Below are 18,799 nucleotides of genomic sequence, written 5' to 3'. Positions count from 1 at the left end.
CGCCGGGCTTTTTCGTAGGCCGTCAAGCGGGCCGGAATTCCTTCACGCCAGCTTGGCCAGTAGCCGCATGAAGGTGGCAGCCTCCTTGGCCGACAGCGGCGCCAGCGTTTCCTCGGTGATGCCACGCGCGAGCGGAATCAGGCGCTCGATCGCATCGCGGCCTTCGGCGGTCAGGTTGACCAGCAGGCGCCGTTTGTCGACCTCGTGCTTGGAAAGCTCGACCAGGCCGCGCGCCTTCAGCCGGTCGATGACGCCCTTCACCGTCGCTGCATCCATGGCGATCAGCGTGCCTAGCTGGTTCTGCGAGGTCTCGCCGACGTCGTGCAATTTGGCCAGCGCCGCGAATTGCGGCGGCGTCAGATCGGCGATATGGGCGGCGAAGATCGCAACATGGCGCTGATGTGCCTTGCGCAGGATGAAGCCGACCTGCTCCTGCAGATGGTAGTCGTTGTCCTCGGGCTCCTCGGCCTCGACCAGCTTGAGCCTGACTTCCTCGCCGGCGCTCACCGCAGCCCATCCCATGCCTTGATGTCCTTGGCCGCCAGACCGCCCATGCGATCGTGGATGCGCGGGCCGCAGGTCATGGCAAGGCAGAACAGGATCTCGTCGGGACGCGGCCCGTCGCTGACACCAACTTCCATGGCGTCGAAATGGCTGCGCACATAGGCGGCGTTGATGTGGCCGAGCGGCACGTCGAGCTTCGCGCCGAAGGCGCCGACCTTCTTTGCCGACGGCACGATCGCCTTGGCGTCGCCGAGCCGCTCGCGCATGGCGTAGCCGCCCGGTACGTGCCAGAGAGCACCATGCTCGAGTTCACCGGCGGAGCCGACGATGGCGCCCTTGCCGTAGCCATCGATCTGCTTCACGTCGCCGCCAAGTGCTGCGATCAGCCGGTCGGCGAGCATCAGCCCGAGCGGCTTCAGATCGTCCATGGCGCTCTGCAGATCCTCGACATAGCGACCGGCAAAGGGGTTCTTCACCAGCGCCAGGGCCGCGGCGCGGCGGCGCGGCTCTTTCGCCGCCGGTCCGCCGTCATGAAAGATTTCCTCGGTCAGAACCGCGATCTTGCGGATCGGAAACTCAGGCATGGGCAACTTCCTTCCCTGGGATTTTCGTGGGCGCTGTAAGCGCCATGGAACCACTGATGCGGGTTTGACCGGCAAGGAAAATCGCCGAAGCTGATATCAGGCCATTTCGGCGAAAATCATCGGCGACAGCGAGCCCGCTGTCCAGTGCAGTGGCGATTTCTACCGGTGAAAGCGGGCCGACCGCCGTCGTCACCAGGCGGTCGCCCAGATCGCTGTCGGGCGCCAGGTCGCGCGCAGGCTCGCGCTTGATGGCGGGGTGATCGGGTAGATCGACGGCGTTGGCAATCAGCGTCGCGGCGGCATCGGCCTCGGCGCCGGTTCTCGCCAGCACGGTGACGGCATCGGCGATGCCCAGCGAAAAGGAGCGGCCACGCCATCCGCTGGTGGCGACACCGCGTACCGCGTCTCCCGCGCGAATGACGATCCGGTCCTGCAGCCCATGCCCCGTGCCGGCAATGGCGAGGGTCATCGACTGGCCGGTGCCGAGGTGGATGGCGCTGTCGCCGCCATTGTTGACATAGGCGCGGTCGAGCTTTCGGCCGGCTAGCAGGGCGGCCAGCATTTCGTCGGCTACCGAGCCCGCGACGGCGGCCATCGGCGTGATGAAGTTTTTTGCCAGCGGCGCGACCGCCGCTTCCATCCGACGAGCCACTGGTCCGGCGAATAGGCGTGGCTTTGTCGAGGCCGGACGGCGCAATTCTGCAAGCTCTTCCACCAGTTCGGTCAGGACGGTCTGGAATCGCGCTACCGCCTGACCATAGGCAGCCCGGCATTCTTCGGCAGGGCCAAATACCCCAATGATCAGGTCGATCGGCCCATGATTGAGATGAAGCCGCCTGCCGTCGTCGAGCCAATGCGCCCGCGGGCCGTTCATCAGGCAACCCCGTTCGCCGCGCGCCGCAGCTGTGCCAGCGGCGGCCAGGGATTGCTGACCGGCGCACCGGTGCCGCGGCGCGGATTGAGGTATTCGCCGCCCTTGGCAAGGATGTCCTCGACGCTGCGTATCTCGGCCTCATAGCCGCCCAGCCTGACATAGTCGTCGCGGCGCAGCGTGAACTCGATCGGCGCCACCAGCGCCGGGGTCGGCACATAGCCGAAGGCACCTTCCGGCACGCGGGTGACATCGACCATCAAAGTGATGCCGCCACCCGGCCAGACATAGACCGGCGCGCCGCCGACCGTCACATAGGTCTTCAGGCCCTGCACCGAGCGGGTGAGGTTGACCGGGTTCTCGGTGACGCCGGCGCGCAACGAGCCGCCGGCACCGCCGATGAACAACACGGTGCACAAGGCCGGCTCGCAATTCTCCTCGATCAGGCCGACCGACTTCTGCAACCGTTCCGGGAACGGCTTTTCGACCGGCTTCAGATCGTCGTCGAGCTCGTAATAGGCGAACTGCTCGCCGGTGGTCGAGACCATCAGCAGCGACAGGCCGGCACGCGCGCCCTTCTTGGCGTTCCAGTCGCCGAGGATCGACAGCGGGTCGGAAATGCTGGTGCCGCCCCAGCCGAGCCCGGGTTCGGACACTTTGAAGTAGCGGCCGGGCGTCGAGCGGCGGCCGATGATTTTTATGCCAGTGTCCTGCCAGCCCAGCACCTTGCCAGCCTGATGCTCGGAGACGACGCCGGTGATGTGGTCGTCGACCACCACCACTTCGTCGACCAGGCCACGCCACTGGGTGGCGAACATGCCGATGGTGGCCGAGCCGCAGCCGACACGCATGCGGTGTTCGATCTTGCCGTCGATGACCGGTGGTTTGCCGGCTTCAACAATCACCGTGGCGCCGCCGTCGATGGTGAGCTCGACCGGCTTGCGGTTGCAGAGGTTGAGCATTGCATCGCAAGTGGCGCGCCCTTCCGCCTTGGAGCCGCCGGTCAGGTGATGCACGCCGCCCAGCGACAGCATCTGCGAGCCGTACTCGCCGGTCGTGACATGGCCGATCGCCTCGCCTTCGGCGCGCACCGTCGCCGTCTCCGGGCCGATGTGACGGTCGGTGTCGATCTTCACCTTGACGCCGCAATAGGAGAAGATGCCCTCCGTCACCACGGTGACCAGATCGACGCCCTCGACCTCCTGACTGACGATAAAGGGGGCCGGCTTGTAGTCGGGATAGGTGGTGCCGGCGCCGATTGCGGTGACGAAGCGGCGGCCGGTGTTGACCAGTTCACCGTTCCACGCCTCGCCCTCGGCAACGAAAGGCACGACCGCGCCGCCGGTTTCGGCCGCGTGGTCGAGGATGGTCAGCGGATCCATACGCACGATGCGGCCGCCGACATTGCCGTAGCGGTCGCAGGCGCCGGTGCGACCGTCGGCGATGTAGCACATGACCGGGCAGGCATCGCAGCGGATCTTTTCCGCCACCTGTTTCTCGCCGAGGTCATGGGATTCGAAACGTTCGGCCAGCTCGCTCATTGGCGTGCCTCCTTGTCGCGGATCGCCGCGCGGATACGGCTCGGCGTCGCCGGCACCTTGGTGACCAGCACGCCGGTGGCGTGTCTGATAGCGTTGAGGATCGCCGGCGCCGTCGGGATCAGCACATGCTCGCCCAGCCCCTTGGCGCCGAACGGTCCTTCCGGGTCCGGAACTTCGACGAGAATGGTCTCGATCGGCGGCACGTCGCCGATCGTCGGGATCAGATAGTCGTGCAGATTCTCGGTCCGGCCGGGGATGTATTCCTCCATCAGCGCCATGCCGATGCCTTGCGCGATGCCGCCCTCGATCTGGCCTTCGACCAGCAACGGATTGATTGCCTTGCCGACATCATGTGCGGCGGTGATCTTGATCAGCTTCACCGTGCCCAGCTCGAGGTCGACCTCGAGTTCGGCGATCTGCGCGCCATAACCGTAGACGGCGTAAGGCTTGCCCTGGCCCTTGGCGTCGAGCGGCAGCGTCGGCGGGTCGTAGGTTTCCGAGGCGACGAAGACGAGCCCATCAGCATCAGCAGCCAGTTGGGAAAGATCGATCCGCCGTGTCGCTTCGCCCTCGCGGATGGTCAGGCTTGCTCCATCCAGCGCAATCGCCGCCTTATCCGAAACGTTGGCAAAGCGCAGGATCGCTTCGCGCAAGGCGCGGCCGGCCTTCTCGGCGGCCTTGCCGGTGACGAAGGTCTGGCGCGAGGCTGATGTTTTGCCGGCATCAGGCGTAATCGCCGTGTCGGCACTCTTCAGCCGGAATTTTTCGAGCGGCAGGCCGATCGCGTCGGCGCAGATCTGGCTGATGACCGTGTTCGATCCCTGTCCGATATCGACAGCGCCCTGATGCAGGACGATTTCGCCCTGGGACGACATGCCGACCTTGATCGTCGACGGATTGGGCAGCGAGGTGTTTCCGCAGCCATACCAGCAGGACGCGATGCCGACGCCGCGCCTTTTTGTGCTGCTGCCGGCGTTGGACAGCTCCGTGTCGGCCAGGGCGCGCGTCCAATGCGGCCGCAGCGCCTCGAGACACTCGGCAATGCCGACACCGGAGTCCAATTTTTGTCCAGTAACCGTTTCGGATCCGTTCCGAAGGCAGTTCTTCAAGCGAAAATCGAGTCTGTCGATCCCCAGCTTGCCGGCCAGCTCGTCGTAGAGCGTCTCCTGCATGATCGTCGCCTGCGGCACACCAAAGCCGCGGAAGGCGCCGGAGATAGGGCCATTGGTGTGGATGGCACGGCCTTCGGCTCGATAGTTCGGCGTTGCATAGGGGCCGGAGGCATGCACCGGGACGCGATTGGCGACGGTCGGGCCCCAGCTGGCATAGGCGCCGGTGTTGAAATCGCCAGCAAAGACCATGCCGGTGACATGGCCTTCGGCATCGGCGCCGATGGTCGCCTGCATCTCGGCCGGATGGCGCTTGGTGGTCGAGATCATCGATTCGTTGCGCGTATAGGCAAGCGCGGCCGGCCGTCCCGTCTTCATCGCCACCAGGCCGATGAGAGGCTGCAGCGAGACGTCGAGCTTTGAGCCAAAGCCGCCGCCGGTGGCGGTCGGCACGATACGTACCTTGTCGACGGCGAGACCCAGCACCTTTGCCGTGTCGTCGCGGTCCATGTAGGGCGCCTGCGTGCAGGCGACGACGACCAGCGTGTCGCCATCCATGTATGCATAGCCGGCTTCCGGCTCGATGTAGGCGTGCTCGACGTAGGAGGTGTCGATGGCGCCCGACACGGTGACGACGGCGCCGGAGAGCGCCGCGTCCGGATCGCCGCGTTCGACAAAACCGGAGGTCAGCAGGTTTGCCGGTCGGTGCTGGTGGATCAGTTCTACGCCGCTAGCCTGTGCCTCGCATGGCTGCAGCACATGCGGCAATTCGGTCCATTCGATTGGGAAATCCGACAAGTCGAGATCAAGGATTGCCTCACGTTCGCCGGCGACCAATGCCACCGCCTCGCCGCGAAAGCGCGAAAAACCTTCAGCGAGAGCCGGCTGGTCAGCGAAGGGGCCGATGACGCCGAAGCAGTTTTTTCCGGGAATATCGGCGGCGGTGAAGACGCCGGCAACGCCGGGACGGGCCCTCGCCCAGGAATCCAGGTCGCCGAAAGTGAACCGGGCGTGATGGTGCGGCGAGCGGATCACCAACACGGCGAGCGCATCGGCCGGGAAGGAATCGCCGCCGAATTGTTCGCCACCGGTGACTTTGGGCAAGCCATCGAGGCGAATCGGCGATGCGCCAACAGCAGAACCGGATTGCGGCATGCGGTGGTCGAGGCTTTCAACGTGGCGCGAGGCATCCATCACCGCCGCGATGATTTTTCGGTAGCCGGTGCACCGGCACAGCACGCCTCCCAACGCATCCTGCGTTTCCACTTCGGTCGGGTTCGACCTCCGATCCAGAAGCGCGGTTGCCGCGACCAGCAGGCCGGGCGTGCAGATGCCGCATTGCGCCGCGCCATGATCGAGGAACGAGGCCTGCAGCGCCGACAGTTTTCCGTTGGCCAGGCCTTCGACCGTGGTTATCGCCGCGCCGGCTGCCGAGGCCGCCGGCATCAGGCAGGCGCAGACCGGTTCGCCGTCGACCAGCACCGTGCAGGCACCGCAATCGCCGGCGTCGCAACCGACCTTGGTGCCGGTCAGCCGCAAATCGTCGCGCAGCACCGAAGAGAGACGGCGCACTGGTGGCACAAAGACGCTGACGGCGGCGCCGTTGACCTCGAAGTCGATGTTGGCGCGCCCCATCCCGGGCTGAGCCTCGCTCATGCCAGGCTGAGCTTTATTCATGTTGGGCTGAGCTTTGCTCATGCCGCCACCTTGCCGCCGGCTGAATGGTCGATGGCGCCAAGCACGGCGCGGGCGACGATCTCGCGTGCCGCGTCCTGCCGATATTCGGCGCTACCGCGGACATCACCGATCGGTGAAAGCTCGTCCATTGGAGCGGACTGCACCGCGGCCGCGAGGGCATGGTTCGCGGGCTGGGCACGCAAGGCGGCTTCGACGCCGGTCAGACGTTTGGCGACCGCCGAGCAGGAACCAACGGCGACGGCGGCTTCACTGACGATGCCATTCTCGACAACGAGGCGCGCCGCCGCCATGGCGATGGAGATGACGAGATAGCGCCGCGCGCCAAGCTTTACGAAGGTGGATGAGCCGGTAGCAGCGGGTTTCGGGATGCGAATGGCGGTGACCATCTCGCCCGGCAGCAAGACCGTGCGACGATTGCCGAGGATGAATTCCTGCAGCGGCAAATAACGTGTTGCTTGTGCCGAGCGCAGTTCGACCTCGGCATCGAGCACCAGCAGTCCCGGCACGCCGTCGGCGGCCGGCGAGGCGTTACAAAGATTGCCGGCAATGGAGGCGACGTTCTGGATCTGCACGGAGCCGACTTCACGCGCGGCCTGCTTCAAGGCATCGAAGGCGGCCGGCAGAGGATATCGGATAAGATCGGTCCAGGTGGTGCGCGCGCCGATCAGCCAGTGAGTGTCAGTCTCGACAATGCCGCGCAACGCGGCCAGACCGTTAATGTCGAGGACATTGTCGCGAAAAGGTTTGCTGCCTTGCGCCGGATAGAAATCAGTGCCGCCGGCAAGAATGCGCCAGCGATCCTCGCCAAGCAAAGCGAGCGCCTCGTCGACCGTGGTGGGTTTCGCGTAACGGATCACGCCCTACCTTCCAAAACAAAAGGGACCTTCCCAGAAAAGGGCCGCCTCGAAAGAGCCTCCCGACGGATCCTGCCGGCGTCCGGACCGGTCAAATTCATTCGTATGCAAATGATATCAAGCCGACAGGAATTGTCAAAGCCAGAGTTTGCATTGCTGCCCGCGTCGTGCGGACCGGCACGCAATTGTTATGGCGCTGGAGGTTGACGCCGCCAGCCATCTGGTCAAGTTTCTGCGTCCGGTCGCGTCAGCGGTGGAGCCTGAGCCGAGACAGAGAAGAAGGAGGCCCCATGGCCGACGAAGCGCTTGTTGTCATCGACCTGCAAAACGACTTCTGTCCGGGCGGCGCGCTGGCGGTCAACGGCGGCGACGAGATCGTGCCTTTAGTCAACGATCTGATCCGGCGAACCGAGCATGTCGTGCTGACCCAGGACTGGCACCCCGCCGGCCATTCGAGCTTTGCCTCCAGCCATCCGGGCTCGCAGCCCTTCACGATGATCGATATGCCCTATGGGCCACAGACATTGTGGCCGGATCATTGCATCCAGGGCAGCCTGGGGTCCGATTTCCATTCGGGCCTGGCCTGGACCAAGGCCGAGCTTGTGATCCGCAAGGGTTTCCGCCCGGCGATCGACAGCTACTCGGCCTTTTTCGAGAACGACCATAAGACGTCGACGGGTCTCGCCGGCTATCTGCGCGAGCGCGGCATCGACACCGTGACCCTGGTGGGCCTGGCGACCGATTTCTGCGTAGCCTTTTCGGCGCTCGATGCGGTCAAGCAAGGCTTCAAGACGACGGTGCGGCTCGACGCCTGCCGCGGCATCGACCTCAACGGCTCCGTCGAGGCTATGCTGAAGCGGATGCGCGAGGCCGGCGTGGTGCTCGAAGACCAGGCCTCGGACTAGACCGTGGGGAACCGGGGGGGCTTCAGACGATTGTCCACGGTTTTGGCGGCTGGCACCTTGGCAGTCGCCGTCCTCCTGTTTCCGGGACTGACCTTCGCGGCGGAAGCCCACGAATTGCCCGGCGCGACCATGTCGCTGTGGTGGGCGCTGCCCTTTGCCGGCCTGCTGCTGTCGATCGCCACCGGGCCGCTGCTCTTCCATCACATCTGGGAACGCCACTATGACAAGATCACCGCACTGTGGGCGGCGCTGGTGGTGGTGCCGCTAGCGATCGCATTCGGTATCCCTTCGGCGAGCGAAGCAGTGCTGCACACGCTGCTCACCGAATACATGTCCTTCATCATCTTGCTGTTTGCGCTCTACACGATCTCGGGCGGCATCCTGCTTGCCGGCAACATCCATGGCACGCCAGCAGTGAATGCCGGCCTCCTTTTGGTTGGCGCCATCCTCGCCTCGGTCATCGGCACCACCGGCGCCTCGATGATCCTGATCCGGCCGATCCTGCGCGCCAACGACAACCGGCCGTTCAACGCCCATGTCGTCATCTTCTTCATCTTCCTGGTTTCCAACATTGGCGGTTCGCTGACGCCGCTTGGCGACCCGCCACTGTTCGTCGGCTTCCTGCGCGGCGTCGATTTCTTCTGGACGACGACCAATCTCTGGCGCGTGACGCTGTTCGTCGGCGGCCTGGTGCTGATCGCCTTCCTGGCGATCGACACCGTCCTGCACCGCCGCGAAGCCGGTGCGGCGAAGATCAAGGATCCGACACCGGATACGACAGTGCGGCTTCGTGGCCTGGCCAATCTGCCGCTGCTGGCCGGCGTGATCGGCGCGATCCTGCTTTCCGCCAGCTGGAAGCCGGGTATCAGCCTTTCCATCCTTGGCGTCAGCCTCGAGCTGCAGAACCTGGTGCGCGACGCCATCATCCTGGCGCTCGCCTTCCTGTCGCTTCGCGTCTCATACAAGAGCCATCGCGAGGCAAACGGCTTCACCTGGGGCCCGATCGCCGAAGTCGCAAAATTGTTTGCCGGCATCTTCATCTGCATCGTGCCGGTCATCGCCATCCTCAGGGCCGGCCATGAGGGCGCGCTTGCACCGCTGGTCGCGCTCGTCACCTCGCCCACGGGCCAGCCCAACGACCTCGCCTATTTCTGGCTGACCGGGGCGCTGTCGTCGTTCCTCGACAACGCGCCAACCTATCTGGTGTTCTTCGAACTCGCCGGCGGCGATGCACAGCATCTGATGACCGAAGCCGCCGCGACGCTGGCGGCGATCTCGACCGGCGCTGTTTTCATGGGCGCCAACACCTATATCGGCAACGCACCGAACTTCATGGTCTTTGCCATCGCCAGGCATCGCGGCGTCAAGATGCCGGGCTTCTTCGGCTACATGGCGTGGTCGGGCCTTGTCCTGATCCCAACATTCTTGATCGCCGGCTTTCTGTTCTTCGGCTGATCAGCCGACGCCGACATAGCGCCGGACGGCAGAAGGATCGGCGCGCAGCTCTTCTACATCGACGGTCTCGCGGTTGCGGCCATTTTCGATGAAGCAGACGCGGTCGGCAACCGACAGCACCGCATCGACGCGCTGCTCGACAAGGATGGTCGAGACGCCGAGCTCGCGCAGCTTGGCCACCGTCTCGCGGATCTTTGCGATCATCGACGGCATCAACCCTTCGGTCGGCTCGTCGAGCAGCAGCACCTGCGGTTCGAGACATAGCGCACGAGCCATGGCCAGCATCTGCTGCTCGCCGCCCGACAAAGTACCTGAGCGTTGTCTCAACCGCTGGCGCAGCAGCGGGAAGAGATCGAGCACGTTCTCGCGGGTCGCCTTGCCCTTGGCGCGCGCCATCAGGCCGATCTCGATGTTTTCGGCCACCGTCATCTCGGCAAACAACCGTCTGCCTTGCGGCACATAGGCGACGCCGGCTTTCGGCACCTCATGCGCCGGCAGGCCGGTCAATTCCTTGCCGTCGAGCCTGATCGAGCCGGCGCTTGCCGGAACCAGGCCCATGATCGCCTTCAGTGTCGTCGTCTTGCCGGCGCCGTTGCGGCCGAACAGGCAAAGCACCTCGCCCTTATTCAGCACGAGGTCGAGGCCGTAGAGCACCTGGACCTCGCCGTAGAAGCAGTCGAGCCCGGAGATGGTCAGCGCCTCAAGCGGTGTTTCGGTCATGGGGTCGTCCCCAGATAGGCTTGCTGCACCTCGGCGTTGGCGCGGATCGCCTCGGGCGTGCCCTCGGCGAGAATCCTGCCGGCGTTGAAGACGGTGATGCGGTCGGCAAGCTGCATGACGACCGGCATGTTGTGCTCGATCAGCAGCACGGTGGCGCTTTTGGCGATCTCGCGCACCAGCTGAATAAAATTGTCGATCTCGCTGTCGGCCAGGCCTTGCGTCGGCTCATCGAGGATCAGCAGGCGCGGCTTCAGCGCCAGACCCATCGCCACTTCGAGCAGGCGCTGATGGCCATAGGAGAGCTGTCCGGCCGGCATGTGGGCGCGGGCGGCGAGGCCGGTGCGCTCGAGCGCCGCCATGACGCCGGTTCGGACCGCACCCTTCGAACGGCCATCGGTCAGCGTGCGCTGGACCGGCAGCGCGACATTGTCGTAGGCAGAAAGGTTGGCGAAGACACTGGTGATCTGGAAGGTGTAGGCGATGCCGAGCCGAACCCTGGCGTAGGCCGGCAGGTTGGTGATGTCGGCGCCATCGAAGACGATCATGCCTGACGAGGGCTGGATGCGGCCGCTGACCAGGCTGACGAAGGTGGTCTTGCCGGCGCCGTTGGGACCGATGACGGCGCGGATCTCGCCCTGCATCAGCGCGAAGTCGACGCCGTCGACGGCACGCAGACCGCCGAAACTGCGCGACAGGCCCTTGGTCGTCAGCAGCGGCATCATGGCAGCCACCCAAGCCAGCGCTGGCGTATGCTGCCCAGAATGCCTTTCGGGAAGAACAGCACCAGCAAGATGAGCGCGATGCCGACGATCAGCAGATAGGCGGAGGTGAAGCCGCTGGTGATGTCGATGACATAGTACATGAACAGCGTGCCGATCAACGGACCGAGCGTGGTGGCGGCACCGCCCAAGAGCACCCAGAGCAGCGGCAGGATGGAATATTGCACCGAGGCGAAGCTCGAGCCGACATAGCCGAACAGCAGCACATAGGCGGCGCCCGAGGCCGCGCAGATGGTGCCGGAGACGATAACGGCGATGAGCTTGTTGGAGAAGGTGTCGTAGCCCAGCATCTTCGTCCGCTCCTCGTTCTCGCGGATGGCGACCAGCACGCGGCCATATCTGGAGCGAACGATGGCAAGCGTGACCAGCAGCACGATCGAAAACAATGCCAGCGCGCTCATGTAGCGCACGGTCGGGTTGGTCAGGTCGAGCGACGCTGAGCCGAGGACAAGGACGCGCGCCGCTTGCTGAACGACCAGACCCTGGTCGCCGCCGGTCCATGACGCGAAATAGAGGATGACCAGGTAAAACACCTGCGCGAACATCATGGTGACGATCATGAAGGCGACACCCGTGGTGCGCAGCGCCAGCAGGCCGATCACCAGCGCCAGAAGCGCGCCGCAGGCAAGGCCGGCGGCAAAGGCGGCAGGCACGTTCCATCCCAGATGATAGACGGTTAGCCCGGCGCCATAGAGCCCGGCGGAAAAGAACATGGCGTGGCCGAGGCTGAGCAGCCCGACATAGCCGAACAGCATGTTGTAGCCCATGGCGAAGACCGCCAGCACCATGATGCGGGCAAGCAGGCCGTGGTGATAGTCCGGCAAAACGAAGCTGAGCGCAAAGAGCAGGGCGATGACGCCGAGATGCAGCGCATAGGGCTTTGCCGGCGAAGCTTCGGTCATCGAGATGCCGTCCCGAACAGACCCTGCGGCCGGAACACCAGCACCATGGCGACCAGGAAAGTGGCGATGATCTTGGCCAGCGTCGGCGAGAAGTACACCGAGATGATGCCGTCCGACAGGCCGATCAGCACGGCGGCGACGACGGTGCCGCGCAGCGAGCCGAGGCCGCCGATGATGACGACGATGAAGGATAGCAGCAGCGGGTCCTGGCCCATCAGGTAGTGCGCCTGGCTGATCGGCACGATCAGCACCGCGGCGATGGCCGCCAGCATGGCGCCGAGCGCGAAGACGCCGCCATAGACGCGGTCGACCGGAATGCCGAAGGCCTGCGCCGTCTCGCTGTCATACTGCGTGGCGCGCATGACAAGGCCGATCTTCGTGCGTGTCAGCACCAGCCATGTCGCGACGAGCAGAAGTGCCGAGGCCACGATGACCGACAGCTTGTAGCCGGAGTAGCCGAACCACGGCAGAAGGATGCGATAGGTGAAAGGCGGCTCCACGGGGCGCGCCTCCGGACCGTAGAAGGTCAGTGCCAGTTGCTGGATGATGTAGAGCATGCCGATGGTGGCGACGATGGTGGCTTCGGGATTGTAATTGAGCCGGCGCAGCACCAGTCGTTCCGCGACCAGCGCTATTGCGCCGACGATCAATGGCGCCAGCACCAGCGCGGCCAGGAAGCCGATCGCCGGGTGGCCCGAAATCGCCGTCGAGATCGCCCAGGCCAGCACCGCGCCCAGCATGAAGAACTCGCCATGGGCGACGTTGACGACGCGCATGACGCCGAACACCAGCGACAGGCCAAGCGCCGTCAGCGCCAGCACGGCGGAGGTGACGAGGCCTTCGAGGGCGGCAAGGAGGAGATGGGGTCCGAAGTGCATTGGCTAAGCACCGGCGGATGCGCGAAGCACCCCCCTCTGTCCTGCCGGACATCTCCCCCTCAAGGGGGGAGATTGGCAGTTCCTGCGAAGGCGGCCACCTACCAGCCTTGGCGATTGGCGAAAGTGATGAAGACAGCCAATCTCCCCCCTTGAGGGGGAGATGTCCGGCAGGACAGAGGGGGGCGGCCTGGCGCTCACGCTTGCTAGAGCAGCCTACAGCGCCTGCGTCGTGTAATCCCCCTCCGGCTCGTAAAGACCGTCCTCGATCTTGGTCTTGTGGACGACCTTCAGCTTGCCGCCTTCGACCTTGGAGATGTTCTGGATACCAAAACACTGGTGGATCTTGCCGTTGAAGGTTTTCGGCCCCTGCGGGTGCTCGGGTCCCTCGGCGAACTCGGTCAGCGCCTCGGTCGCCTCAACCAGCTTGGCGCGATCTTCCGGACCTTTGTAGCCGGCATCTTCCATCGCCTTCTTGACGATGTAGAGCGTTTCCCAGCAGCCGAACATGTGCGACGCGGTGGAGACATCCTTGGGATCGCCTACAGCCGCGCCATTGTCGTCGATGCCGACGGCAGCGCGGTAGGCCTTCTGCGCGGCGGAATCGTCCGGCTGCGCATAGCGCGGCGAGCCTTCCCAGAAATGGCTGCCATCGAGGAATTCCAGCCCGGGGCTGTTGATGTCGGTGGCTTCCAGCGAATCCATGAAGCCGAACAGCTGCGGCCGGTTGGAGCCGTAGAACTCGCCGAGCTCCTTGACGAAGGTGAGCACCGCCGGACCGACCATGACGTGGTAAATCACCTCGGTTTCTGCCGGAATCTGCGGGAAGTATTTGGTGAAGGAGGACTCCGTCGGCGGAATCGCGATCTGGGCGATGACATCCGCGCCTTGAGCCTTCAGTGCCGGCGGCAGGTAATCGCGGTGGTCGTAGCCGAAGGCGAAGTCGGGGAATATCTGCGTCACCTTCTTGCCGGCATTGGCGGCGATCCACGGCGCCATCGACTGGATCTGGCTCTTCACGTCGGTGATGCCGGGCTGGAAGACGTAGCGGTTGAGCTTGGTCGAAGCGACGTGATGGCCTTCGCTGACGACGAAATAGGGAATCTTGGCCTCGCCGGCAGCGGGCGCCGAGCCGATGACGACATGCGAGAACAGCGTGCCGAAGACGATGTCGGTCTTGTGCTGAGTGGCGAACTTGCCGACCACCTCGGCGCCGCGGGCGGGATCGGTGCCGTCGTCCTCGATCACCACCTCGACCGGGCGGCCGTTGATGCCGCCGGCATCGTTGATCGCCTTGACGGCGGCAGCGGTGGTCTTCTCGTACCAGCGGCCATAGGCGGCGCCGATGCCGGTGCGGTGCGACTGGAAGCCGATCTTGACCGGTGCCGAGCTCTGCGCCTGGCTGTAGCGGACGAAGCCCGGAGCGACCGCGAGGCCGGCGCCGGCGGCGAGGCCCTTCAGTGCGGTGCGGCGGCTAAGAGTGCTTTTGGAGAGATCGAAAAACCCATTCTTGTCAGTCACGGCAGTTCCCCTTTTTTGAGTTTTGACCAATGGCTGTAACGAGGCGGGCCACTCCTTGCAGGAGGACCGAAATTGCATGTGTACAAACTAAATCACCAAAGCCCCGACGTGGCAAGCGAGCTTTGCCCAAAGGGATGTGGTCGCCTTGTGTCATCCCGCTGTCGGCGTGGCAAGCAGCCAAAGGCCGAAGACGGTATTGGCGATCATCAGCACGGTGAGCGGCAATTGGCTGAGTGCCGCACGCGACGGAACTGGGTGCAGCCGCCAGGCGAGATCGTGGGCGACGAGCACTGCGAGCATATGGCCGGCGATGATGATTCCGGCCTGCAGATTCCACAGCCACCAGGCCGAGTCGGCACCGGCAACGACGCCAGCTTCGATCTGCATGGCAGAGGTGCCAAAGAGGTTCCAGCCGAGCGCAAACGGGTCGGACAGGGCGGCAATCGCATACTGGCCGTCGACCAGCAGCGCCGTCAGATAGTGCGCTACATGATAGGCGAGCGCGATCGGCACGATCGACCAGACCAGCAGACCTGTCGCTTGACCGAAGGAGTGCCGGCTGGCGGCAAGGCGCTGGCCGAGCACGACGGCAAGCATGAATGCCGCTGCCAGCAGCACGAATGTCAACACGAGGCCGAAACTGCCGACGCCGATCACCGCGGTGCGGCCCGGATATTCGAGCGGATTGATGCCGAACAGGTCGAGCCAGAAAAAGGTTTTGGACAGGCCGTCGAAGGATACCGATGAGAGGGCAAGCAGCAGAAAGGCGATGCCGCCTGCCGACAGCGGCTCGGTCGCGCGCAGCTTGGCGCCCGGCCAGCAGAGATTGAGCCGGCCGTCTTCATCGCGCTCGACTTTATTGCGCTCAAGGAGGGCGAAACGCGCCACCATGGCGAAGAAAACCGTCAGGAACTCACAGCGGCGGCTCCAGGCGCGATAGCCGAAGACAAGCATGGCGATGAAGGTCAGCAGCCAGTAGAGGCCGGCAGCAAATGCCAGCCGCGCCGGATCGTCGGGCGCCGGATCAATCAGCTCGAACCAGGCGAAGGCGAAGAACAGGATGACCGCCGGCCAGCTGCCGAGCCATGCGGGCAGGCGCGTTTCCTGCGCCTCGCCTTCGCGCCCGATCAGGCGACTGATGATGCGCCATGGTCCATACCAGGGATTGAGCCACGACCAGAGATCGCCGAGTACCCCCTGCAACATGGCCAAGCCCACCCACAGCAGCGTCCATATGACAAGGGGCAGCGGGTTGGAGAGCGGATCGCGGCTGCCGAACAGGCCGGCGGCGATGAGGATTGCGAAGCCGGCAAAAGAGATCAGGCTGGTGATCGTGCGGAGCCCGTCGCTAAAGACGAAAAGCGGCAGGCGCCGACGCCAGAAGCGGTCGAGGGCGTCGGGCGGCAACAGGGCCAGGACGAGGAAGCTGGCGGCGACAGCCAAGGCACCGCCGGCGATGTAGTAGCCGGTCGGGAGAAGGAGGACGTGGCCGAGATCGGAGGCGTGGGCGAAGGCGGGAGTGGGGAGGAGTGTCAGGGCAGCAGTATGAAGGGCTAACCAGTGACGAAAGCGCTCTACGGCGCCCCCCTCTGTCCTGCCGGACATCTCCCCCACTTGGGGGGAGATTGGCGGTTTCGCCGCCGGCTCTTCCCTTGCAGCGTCGAAAATTGGCGAAGGCGGAGAGGAGATCGCAATCTCCCCCCTTGTGGGGGAGATGTCCGGCAGGACAGAGGGGGGCGCGACGGAACTCAGCCTATCCAAATTTGCCATCCCGGACGCTGACGCCGGATCAAACCAGATGTCGGCGCAGGCTGCCGTCCGACTCCTCACACCTTGACCAGCTGCTCCACGCGATCCTTCGCCCCGAAAATCCTGAGATACCGCTCGATCTCCTTCAGGTCCCCCGTAGCCTTGGCCGGGTTGTCGGACAGCTTGACCGCCGGGCGGCCATTCGCCTCGGTGACCTTGCAGACCAGCGAGATCGCGTCGAGGCTGTTGGTCTCCGTCGGCGCGCAGCCCTCAAAGTCGTTGGTCAGGTTGGTACCCCAGCCGAAGGACATGCGCACCTTGCCCTTGAAGTGGCGGTAGGTCTCCTCGATGGTCTCGACCTCCAACCCGTCGGAGAAGATCAGCAGCTTCTGCCTGGGATCCTTGCCCCTCTCGCGCCACCAGGAAATGATCTTCTCGCCGCCCTCGATCGGCGGCGCGCTGTCGGGACGGAAGCCGGTCCAGTCGGCGACCCAGTCCGGCGCGTCGCGCAGGAAGGACGCGGTGCCGAAGGCGTCGGGCAGCACGATCAAGAGATTGCCACCATAGTAGCGCTGCCAGTCCTGCAGCACCTTGTAGGGCGACTGTTTCAGTTCCTTTTCGGAATTGGCGAGAGCTGCAAACACCATCGGCAGTTCATGCGCGTTGGTGCCGAGCGCCTCGAGGTCGTTGTCCATGGCCAGAAGCACGTTGGAGGTGCCGGTGAAGGCCTCGCCGATGCCTTCCTTGAGCGCCTCGACACACCAGCGCTGCCACAGGAAGGAATGGCGGCGGCGCGTGCCGAAATCGGAGATGCGGATGCCGGGCAAGGCCTTCAGCCGCTCGGTCTTGGCCCACATCTTGGCCTTGGCGCGGGCATAAAGCACATCGAGCGCAAAGGGGCCGAAGGCGCGCATGGCCGCGCGAGATCGGAGTTCATTGATAATAGCCAGCGCCGGGATCTCCCACAGCGTCGTGTACATCCACGGGCCGCTGAAGGAGAGCTCATACTGGCCGTCGCGCTTGGACAGCTCGTAGTCCGGCAGCTGGAAATCTTCGAGCCAGGCGAGGAACTCCGGTTCGAAGATCTGCTTGCGGCCATAGAAATTGTTGCCGCCCAGCCAGATCATCTCCTTCTTGGAGAAGCGCAAGGTGCGGGCGTGGTCGAGCTGGTCGCGCAGCTCCGCCTCGTCGATCTCCTCGGCGAGGCGCACCGAAGTGGTGCGGTTGATCAGCGAGAAGGTGGCGTCCACCTTGGGATACATGCCCCAGATCATCTGCAGCATCAAAAGCTTGTAGAAATCGGTGTCGAGCAGGCTGCGGACGATCGGGTCAAGCTTCCAGGTGTGGTTGTAGACGCGCCGCGCTATATCGGTCTTTGCCATATCTCGTGCCGCCTTCGCTGCTCGCTTCCCGCGAAATGCCTCTTAGCATTGAATTTTTGAAAGCGCCTCCCGCTTTGCGGCCTGGCCCGACAAAAAGCGACCGCTGCGCAAGCGCCGGGTTTACTTGAAACGGCCTCAAGAAGCGCTCTTGGTGCCGATCACCCGCAGCGCCGGACGCTTCCTGCGGATGCCGATGCGGCCGGCCACCGGCGCGTCGGCGCGGCCGTCGGCCTGTTCCTTCTCGGCAAACAGCCAGTCGATGAACAGCTGCACGATCGGCGCCGAACGCATCTCGTTGCGGCAGACGACGTAAAAATCGTCGACCGCCGGCACCGACAGGCTGAACGGCGCAACCAGCAGGCCCCTGGCAAGCAGCGTGCTTGCCGTCACGGAATCGCCAAGCGCCACACCATGGCCATGCACCGCGGCCTCCGTTGCCGTGCGGGCGTCGCCGAGATGGTGGCGGCGGCCGCGCTCGAGATCCAGCCCGTCGGCGGCGGCAAGCCAGGTGTGCCATTCGCGGCCGTCGTCGCCATGCAGGAAGACATGGTCCGCGAGATCGCGGACGGTGCGGATCGGGCGGTTGTTGATCAGCGTCGGGCTGACCACCGGGAACAATTCGAGGCCCGACCATTTGCGCATCCAGCAGTCGCTCCAGCTGCCGTCGCCATAATGCACGCAGACATCGATGTGCGGCGCGCGGATGTCCCTGGCGTCGTTGGACGGGACAAGCGTCAGCCTGATGTCGGGATATTGCGACATGAAGCTGCCGAGCCGGGGCGCCATCCACAAAAGCAGCAGCGCCGGCACGCAGGAGACCGAGAGCGTGCCGGCACTGGCCGGCCTGGTCATGCGCTGGGTGGCGGCGGCGATGCCGTCGAAGGCGCTCGACACCGCCGGCAAGAGTTCGGCGCCGTGCGGCGTGAGTTTCACCCGCTGTCCGGCGCGCTCGAACAGCTTGACGCCGAGCGATTGCTCGAGCGCCTTGATCTGGTGGCTGATGGCGCCGTGCGTGACATTGAGCTCGGTCGCCGCCTTGGTCAGCGAGGCGTGGCGTGCCGTCGCCTCGAAGGCGCGCAGCGGATTCAACGGGGGCAGACGCTTGGCCATCGGCACTCGCTAAGCATGATCCCGGGGCCGGTTTTCGGACAAGATCGCGCGCCAAATTGATTGTGAGATTTTCTCACAGTAATTACACTAACAATATCAATTGATTTTTCAATCCAGCTGCCGGACACTTTGAACCAGAGCAGCATCAAGACGTGAAATTCGAAGGCAGCCAGAGCGGGACAGCGGTCCGGCCGGATGGTGGTCAGTTCGCCAAGCGTCGCCGAGGCCTTTCGAGTCATC

16 protein-coding genes are annotated in these 18,799 nt (G+C 64.5%); 2 read left to right on the top strand and 14 right to left on the bottom strand.

Going from position 1 to position 18,799, the window contains the following annotated elements:
- Positions 1–42: 42 nt before the first annotated feature.
- Genes AC04SI_RS00350 through AC04SI_RS00325 form a run of 6 tightly spaced genes read right to left on the bottom strand, consistent with a single transcriptional unit; the run spans position 43 to position 7,164 of the window.
- Positions 43–522: a MarR family winged helix-turn-helix transcriptional regulator gene (locus tag AC04SI_RS00350; protein ID WP_192178227.1), complete on the bottom strand. Its 480-nt coding sequence runs from the start codon at positions 520–522 to the stop codon at positions 43–45.
- Positions 504–1,088: an amino acid synthesis family protein gene (locus tag AC04SI_RS00345; protein ID WP_192178228.1), complete on the bottom strand. Its 585-nt coding sequence runs from the start codon at positions 1,086–1,088 to the stop codon at positions 504–506. Before AC04SI_RS00345 ends, AC04SI_RS00350 begins: the two co-directional genes overlap by 19 nt.
- The gene (locus tag AC04SI_RS00340; RefSeq protein WP_488473769.1) at positions 1,081–1,962 is read right to left on the bottom strand and encodes a UPF0280 family protein; all 882 of its coding nucleotides are present in this window, start codon (positions 1,960–1,962) and stop codon (positions 1,081–1,083) included. The genes AC04SI_RS00345 and AC04SI_RS00340 overlap by 8 nt, the downstream gene beginning before the upstream one ends.
- Entirely contained in the window at positions 1,962–3,500 is a 1,539-nt protein-coding gene (locus AC04SI_RS00335) for a 6-hydroxynicotinate reductase (protein WP_404274758.1), read from the bottom strand. The genes AC04SI_RS00340 and AC04SI_RS00335 overlap by 1 nt, the downstream gene beginning before the upstream one ends.
- A complete protein-coding gene (locus AC04SI_RS00330) occupies positions 3,497–6,265 on the bottom strand; it encodes a molybdopterin-dependent oxidoreductase (protein WP_488473888.1) in 2,769 nt (922 codons plus the stop codon). Before AC04SI_RS00330 ends, AC04SI_RS00335 begins: the two co-directional genes overlap by 4 nt.
- Before the next feature lie 38 nt (positions 6,266–6,303).
- Positions 6,304–7,164, bottom strand: coding sequence for an FAD binding domain-containing protein (locus tag AC04SI_RS00325; RefSeq protein WP_404274757.1), 861 nt, complete (start codon positions 7,162–7,164; stop codon positions 6,304–6,306).
- A gap of 287 nt (positions 7,165–7,451) precedes the next feature.
- Here AC04SI_RS00325 and pncA point away from each other — a divergent pair, with 287 nt between their 5' ends.
- Both pncA and AC04SI_RS00315 read left to right on the top strand, forming a co-directional pair.
- The gene (gene pncA / locus AC04SI_RS00320; protein ID WP_404274756.1) at positions 7,452–8,066 is read left to right on the top strand and encodes a bifunctional nicotinamidase/pyrazinamidase; all 615 of its coding nucleotides are present in this window, start codon (positions 7,452–7,454) and stop codon (positions 8,064–8,066) included.
- Positions 8,067–8,195: 129 nt separating this feature from the next.
- On the top strand, positions 8,196–9,521 hold the full coding sequence (locus AC04SI_RS00315) for a sodium:proton antiporter (RefSeq protein WP_404275346.1): 1,326 nt from the start codon (positions 8,196–8,198) through the stop codon (positions 9,519–9,521).
- Here the strand turns inward: AC04SI_RS00315 and AC04SI_RS00310 are convergent, their stop codons facing one another.
- The 8 genes from AC04SI_RS00310 to gcvA all read right to left on the bottom strand — a co-directional run bounded on the left by AC04SI_RS00310 (position 9,522) and on the right by gcvA (position 18,559).
- On the bottom strand, positions 9,522–10,241 hold the full coding sequence (locus tag AC04SI_RS00310; protein WP_404274755.1) for an ABC transporter ATP-binding protein: 720 nt from the start codon (positions 10,239–10,241) through the stop codon (positions 9,522–9,524).
- Positions 10,238–10,963 (bottom strand): ABC transporter ATP-binding protein, encoded by a 726-nt coding sequence (locus tag AC04SI_RS00305; protein ID WP_404274753.1) that lies wholly within the window; start codon positions 10,961–10,963, stop codon positions 10,238–10,240. Before AC04SI_RS00305 ends, AC04SI_RS00310 begins: the two co-directional genes overlap by 4 nt.
- The gene (locus tag AC04SI_RS00300) at positions 10,960–11,922 is read right to left on the bottom strand and encodes a branched-chain amino acid ABC transporter permease (protein ID WP_404274752.1); all 963 of its coding nucleotides are present in this window, start codon (positions 11,920–11,922) and stop codon (positions 10,960–10,962) included. The genes AC04SI_RS00305 and AC04SI_RS00300 overlap by 4 nt, the downstream gene beginning before the upstream one ends.
- Positions 11,919–12,800 (bottom strand): branched-chain amino acid ABC transporter permease, encoded by an 882-nt coding sequence (locus tag AC04SI_RS00295; protein WP_488473768.1) that lies wholly within the window; start codon positions 12,798–12,800, stop codon positions 11,919–11,921. The genes AC04SI_RS00300 and AC04SI_RS00295 overlap by 4 nt, the downstream gene beginning before the upstream one ends.
- 213 nt (positions 12,801–13,013) lie before the next feature.
- Positions 13,014–14,318: an ABC transporter substrate-binding protein gene (locus AC04SI_RS00290; RefSeq protein WP_404274748.1), complete on the bottom strand. Its 1,305-nt coding sequence runs from the start codon at positions 14,316–14,318 to the stop codon at positions 13,014–13,016.
- Between the two features lie 150 nt (positions 14,319–14,468).
- Entirely contained in the window at positions 14,469–15,923 is a 1,455-nt protein-coding gene (locus tag AC04SI_RS00285; RefSeq protein ID WP_488473887.1) for a hypothetical protein, read from the bottom strand.
- A 221-nt stretch (positions 15,924–16,144) separates the two neighbouring features.
- Positions 16,145–17,449 carry a nicotinate phosphoribosyltransferase gene (gene pncB / locus AC04SI_RS00280; protein ID WP_404274746.1) on the bottom strand — a complete coding sequence of 435 codons (1,305 nt, stop codon included), beginning with the start codon at positions 17,447–17,449 and terminating at the stop codon, positions 16,145–16,147.
- Positions 17,450–17,584: 135 nt separating this feature from the next.
- On the bottom strand, positions 17,585–18,559 hold the full coding sequence (gene gcvA / locus AC04SI_RS00275) for a transcriptional regulator GcvA (RefSeq protein ID WP_404274745.1): 975 nt from the start codon (positions 18,557–18,559) through the stop codon (positions 17,585–17,587).
- Between the last annotated feature and the right edge of the window lie 240 nt (positions 18,560–18,799).

It is taken from the genome of Mesorhizobium sp. CNPSo 4689 (assembly GCF_057784325.1).
Note: the sequence above shows the minus strand (reverse complement) of the source record. Positions and strands in the feature narration are given on the sequence as shown.

Excerpts from the sequence above, each read along its gene's own strand:
- AC04SI_RS00310 (WP_404274755.1), bottom strand. The coding sequence starts at position 10,241 with ATGACCGAAACACCGCTTGAGGCGCTGACCATCTCCGGGCTCGACTGC.
- AC04SI_RS00335 (WP_404274758.1), bottom strand. The coding sequence starts at position 3,500 with ATGAGCGAGCTGGCCGAACGTTTCGAATCCCATGACCTCGGCGAGAAA.
- AC04SI_RS00285 (WP_488473887.1), bottom strand. The coding sequence starts at position 15,923 with ATGTCCGGCAGGACAGAGGGGGGCGCCGTAGAGCGCTTTCGTCACTGG.
- pncA (WP_404274756.1), top strand. The coding sequence starts at position 7,452 with ATGGCCGACGAAGCGCTTGTTGTCATCGACCTGCAAAACGACTTCTGT.
- AC04SI_RS00300 (WP_404274752.1), bottom strand. The coding sequence starts at position 11,922 with ATGACCGAAGCTTCGCCGGCAAAGCCCTATGCGCTGCATCTCGGCGTC.
- AC04SI_RS00340 (WP_488473769.1), bottom strand. The coding sequence starts at position 1,962 with ATGAACGGCCCGCGGGCGCATTGGCTCGACGACGGCAGGCGGCTTCAT.
- AC04SI_RS00350 (WP_192178227.1), bottom strand. The coding sequence starts at position 522 with ATGGGATGGGCTGCGGTGAGCGCCGGCGAGGAAGTCAGGCTCAAGCTG.
- pncB (WP_404274746.1), bottom strand. The coding sequence starts at position 17,449 with ATGGCAAAGACCGATATAGCGCGGCGCGTCTACAACCACACCTGGAAG.
- AC04SI_RS00330 (WP_488473888.1), bottom strand. The coding sequence starts at position 6,265 with ATGAGCGAGGCTCAGCCCGGGATGGGGCGCGCCAACATCGACTTCGAG.
- AC04SI_RS00315 (WP_404275346.1), top strand. The coding sequence starts at position 8,196 with ATGTCGCTGTGGTGGGCGCTGCCCTTTGCCGGCCTGCTGCTGTCGATC.
- gcvA (WP_404274745.1), bottom strand. The coding sequence starts at position 18,559 with ATGGCCAAGCGTCTGCCCCCGTTGAATCCGCTGCGCGCCTTCGAGGCG.
- AC04SI_RS00305 (WP_404274753.1), bottom strand. The coding sequence starts at position 10,963 with ATGATGCCGCTGCTGACGACCAAGGGCCTGTCGCGCAGTTTCGGCGGT.
- AC04SI_RS00295 (WP_488473768.1), bottom strand. The coding sequence starts at position 12,800 with ATGCACTTCGGACCCCATCTCCTCCTTGCCGCCCTCGAAGGCCTCGTC.
- AC04SI_RS00345 (WP_192178228.1), bottom strand. The coding sequence starts at position 1,088 with ATGCCTGAGTTTCCGATCCGCAAGATCGCGGTTCTGACCGAGGAAATC.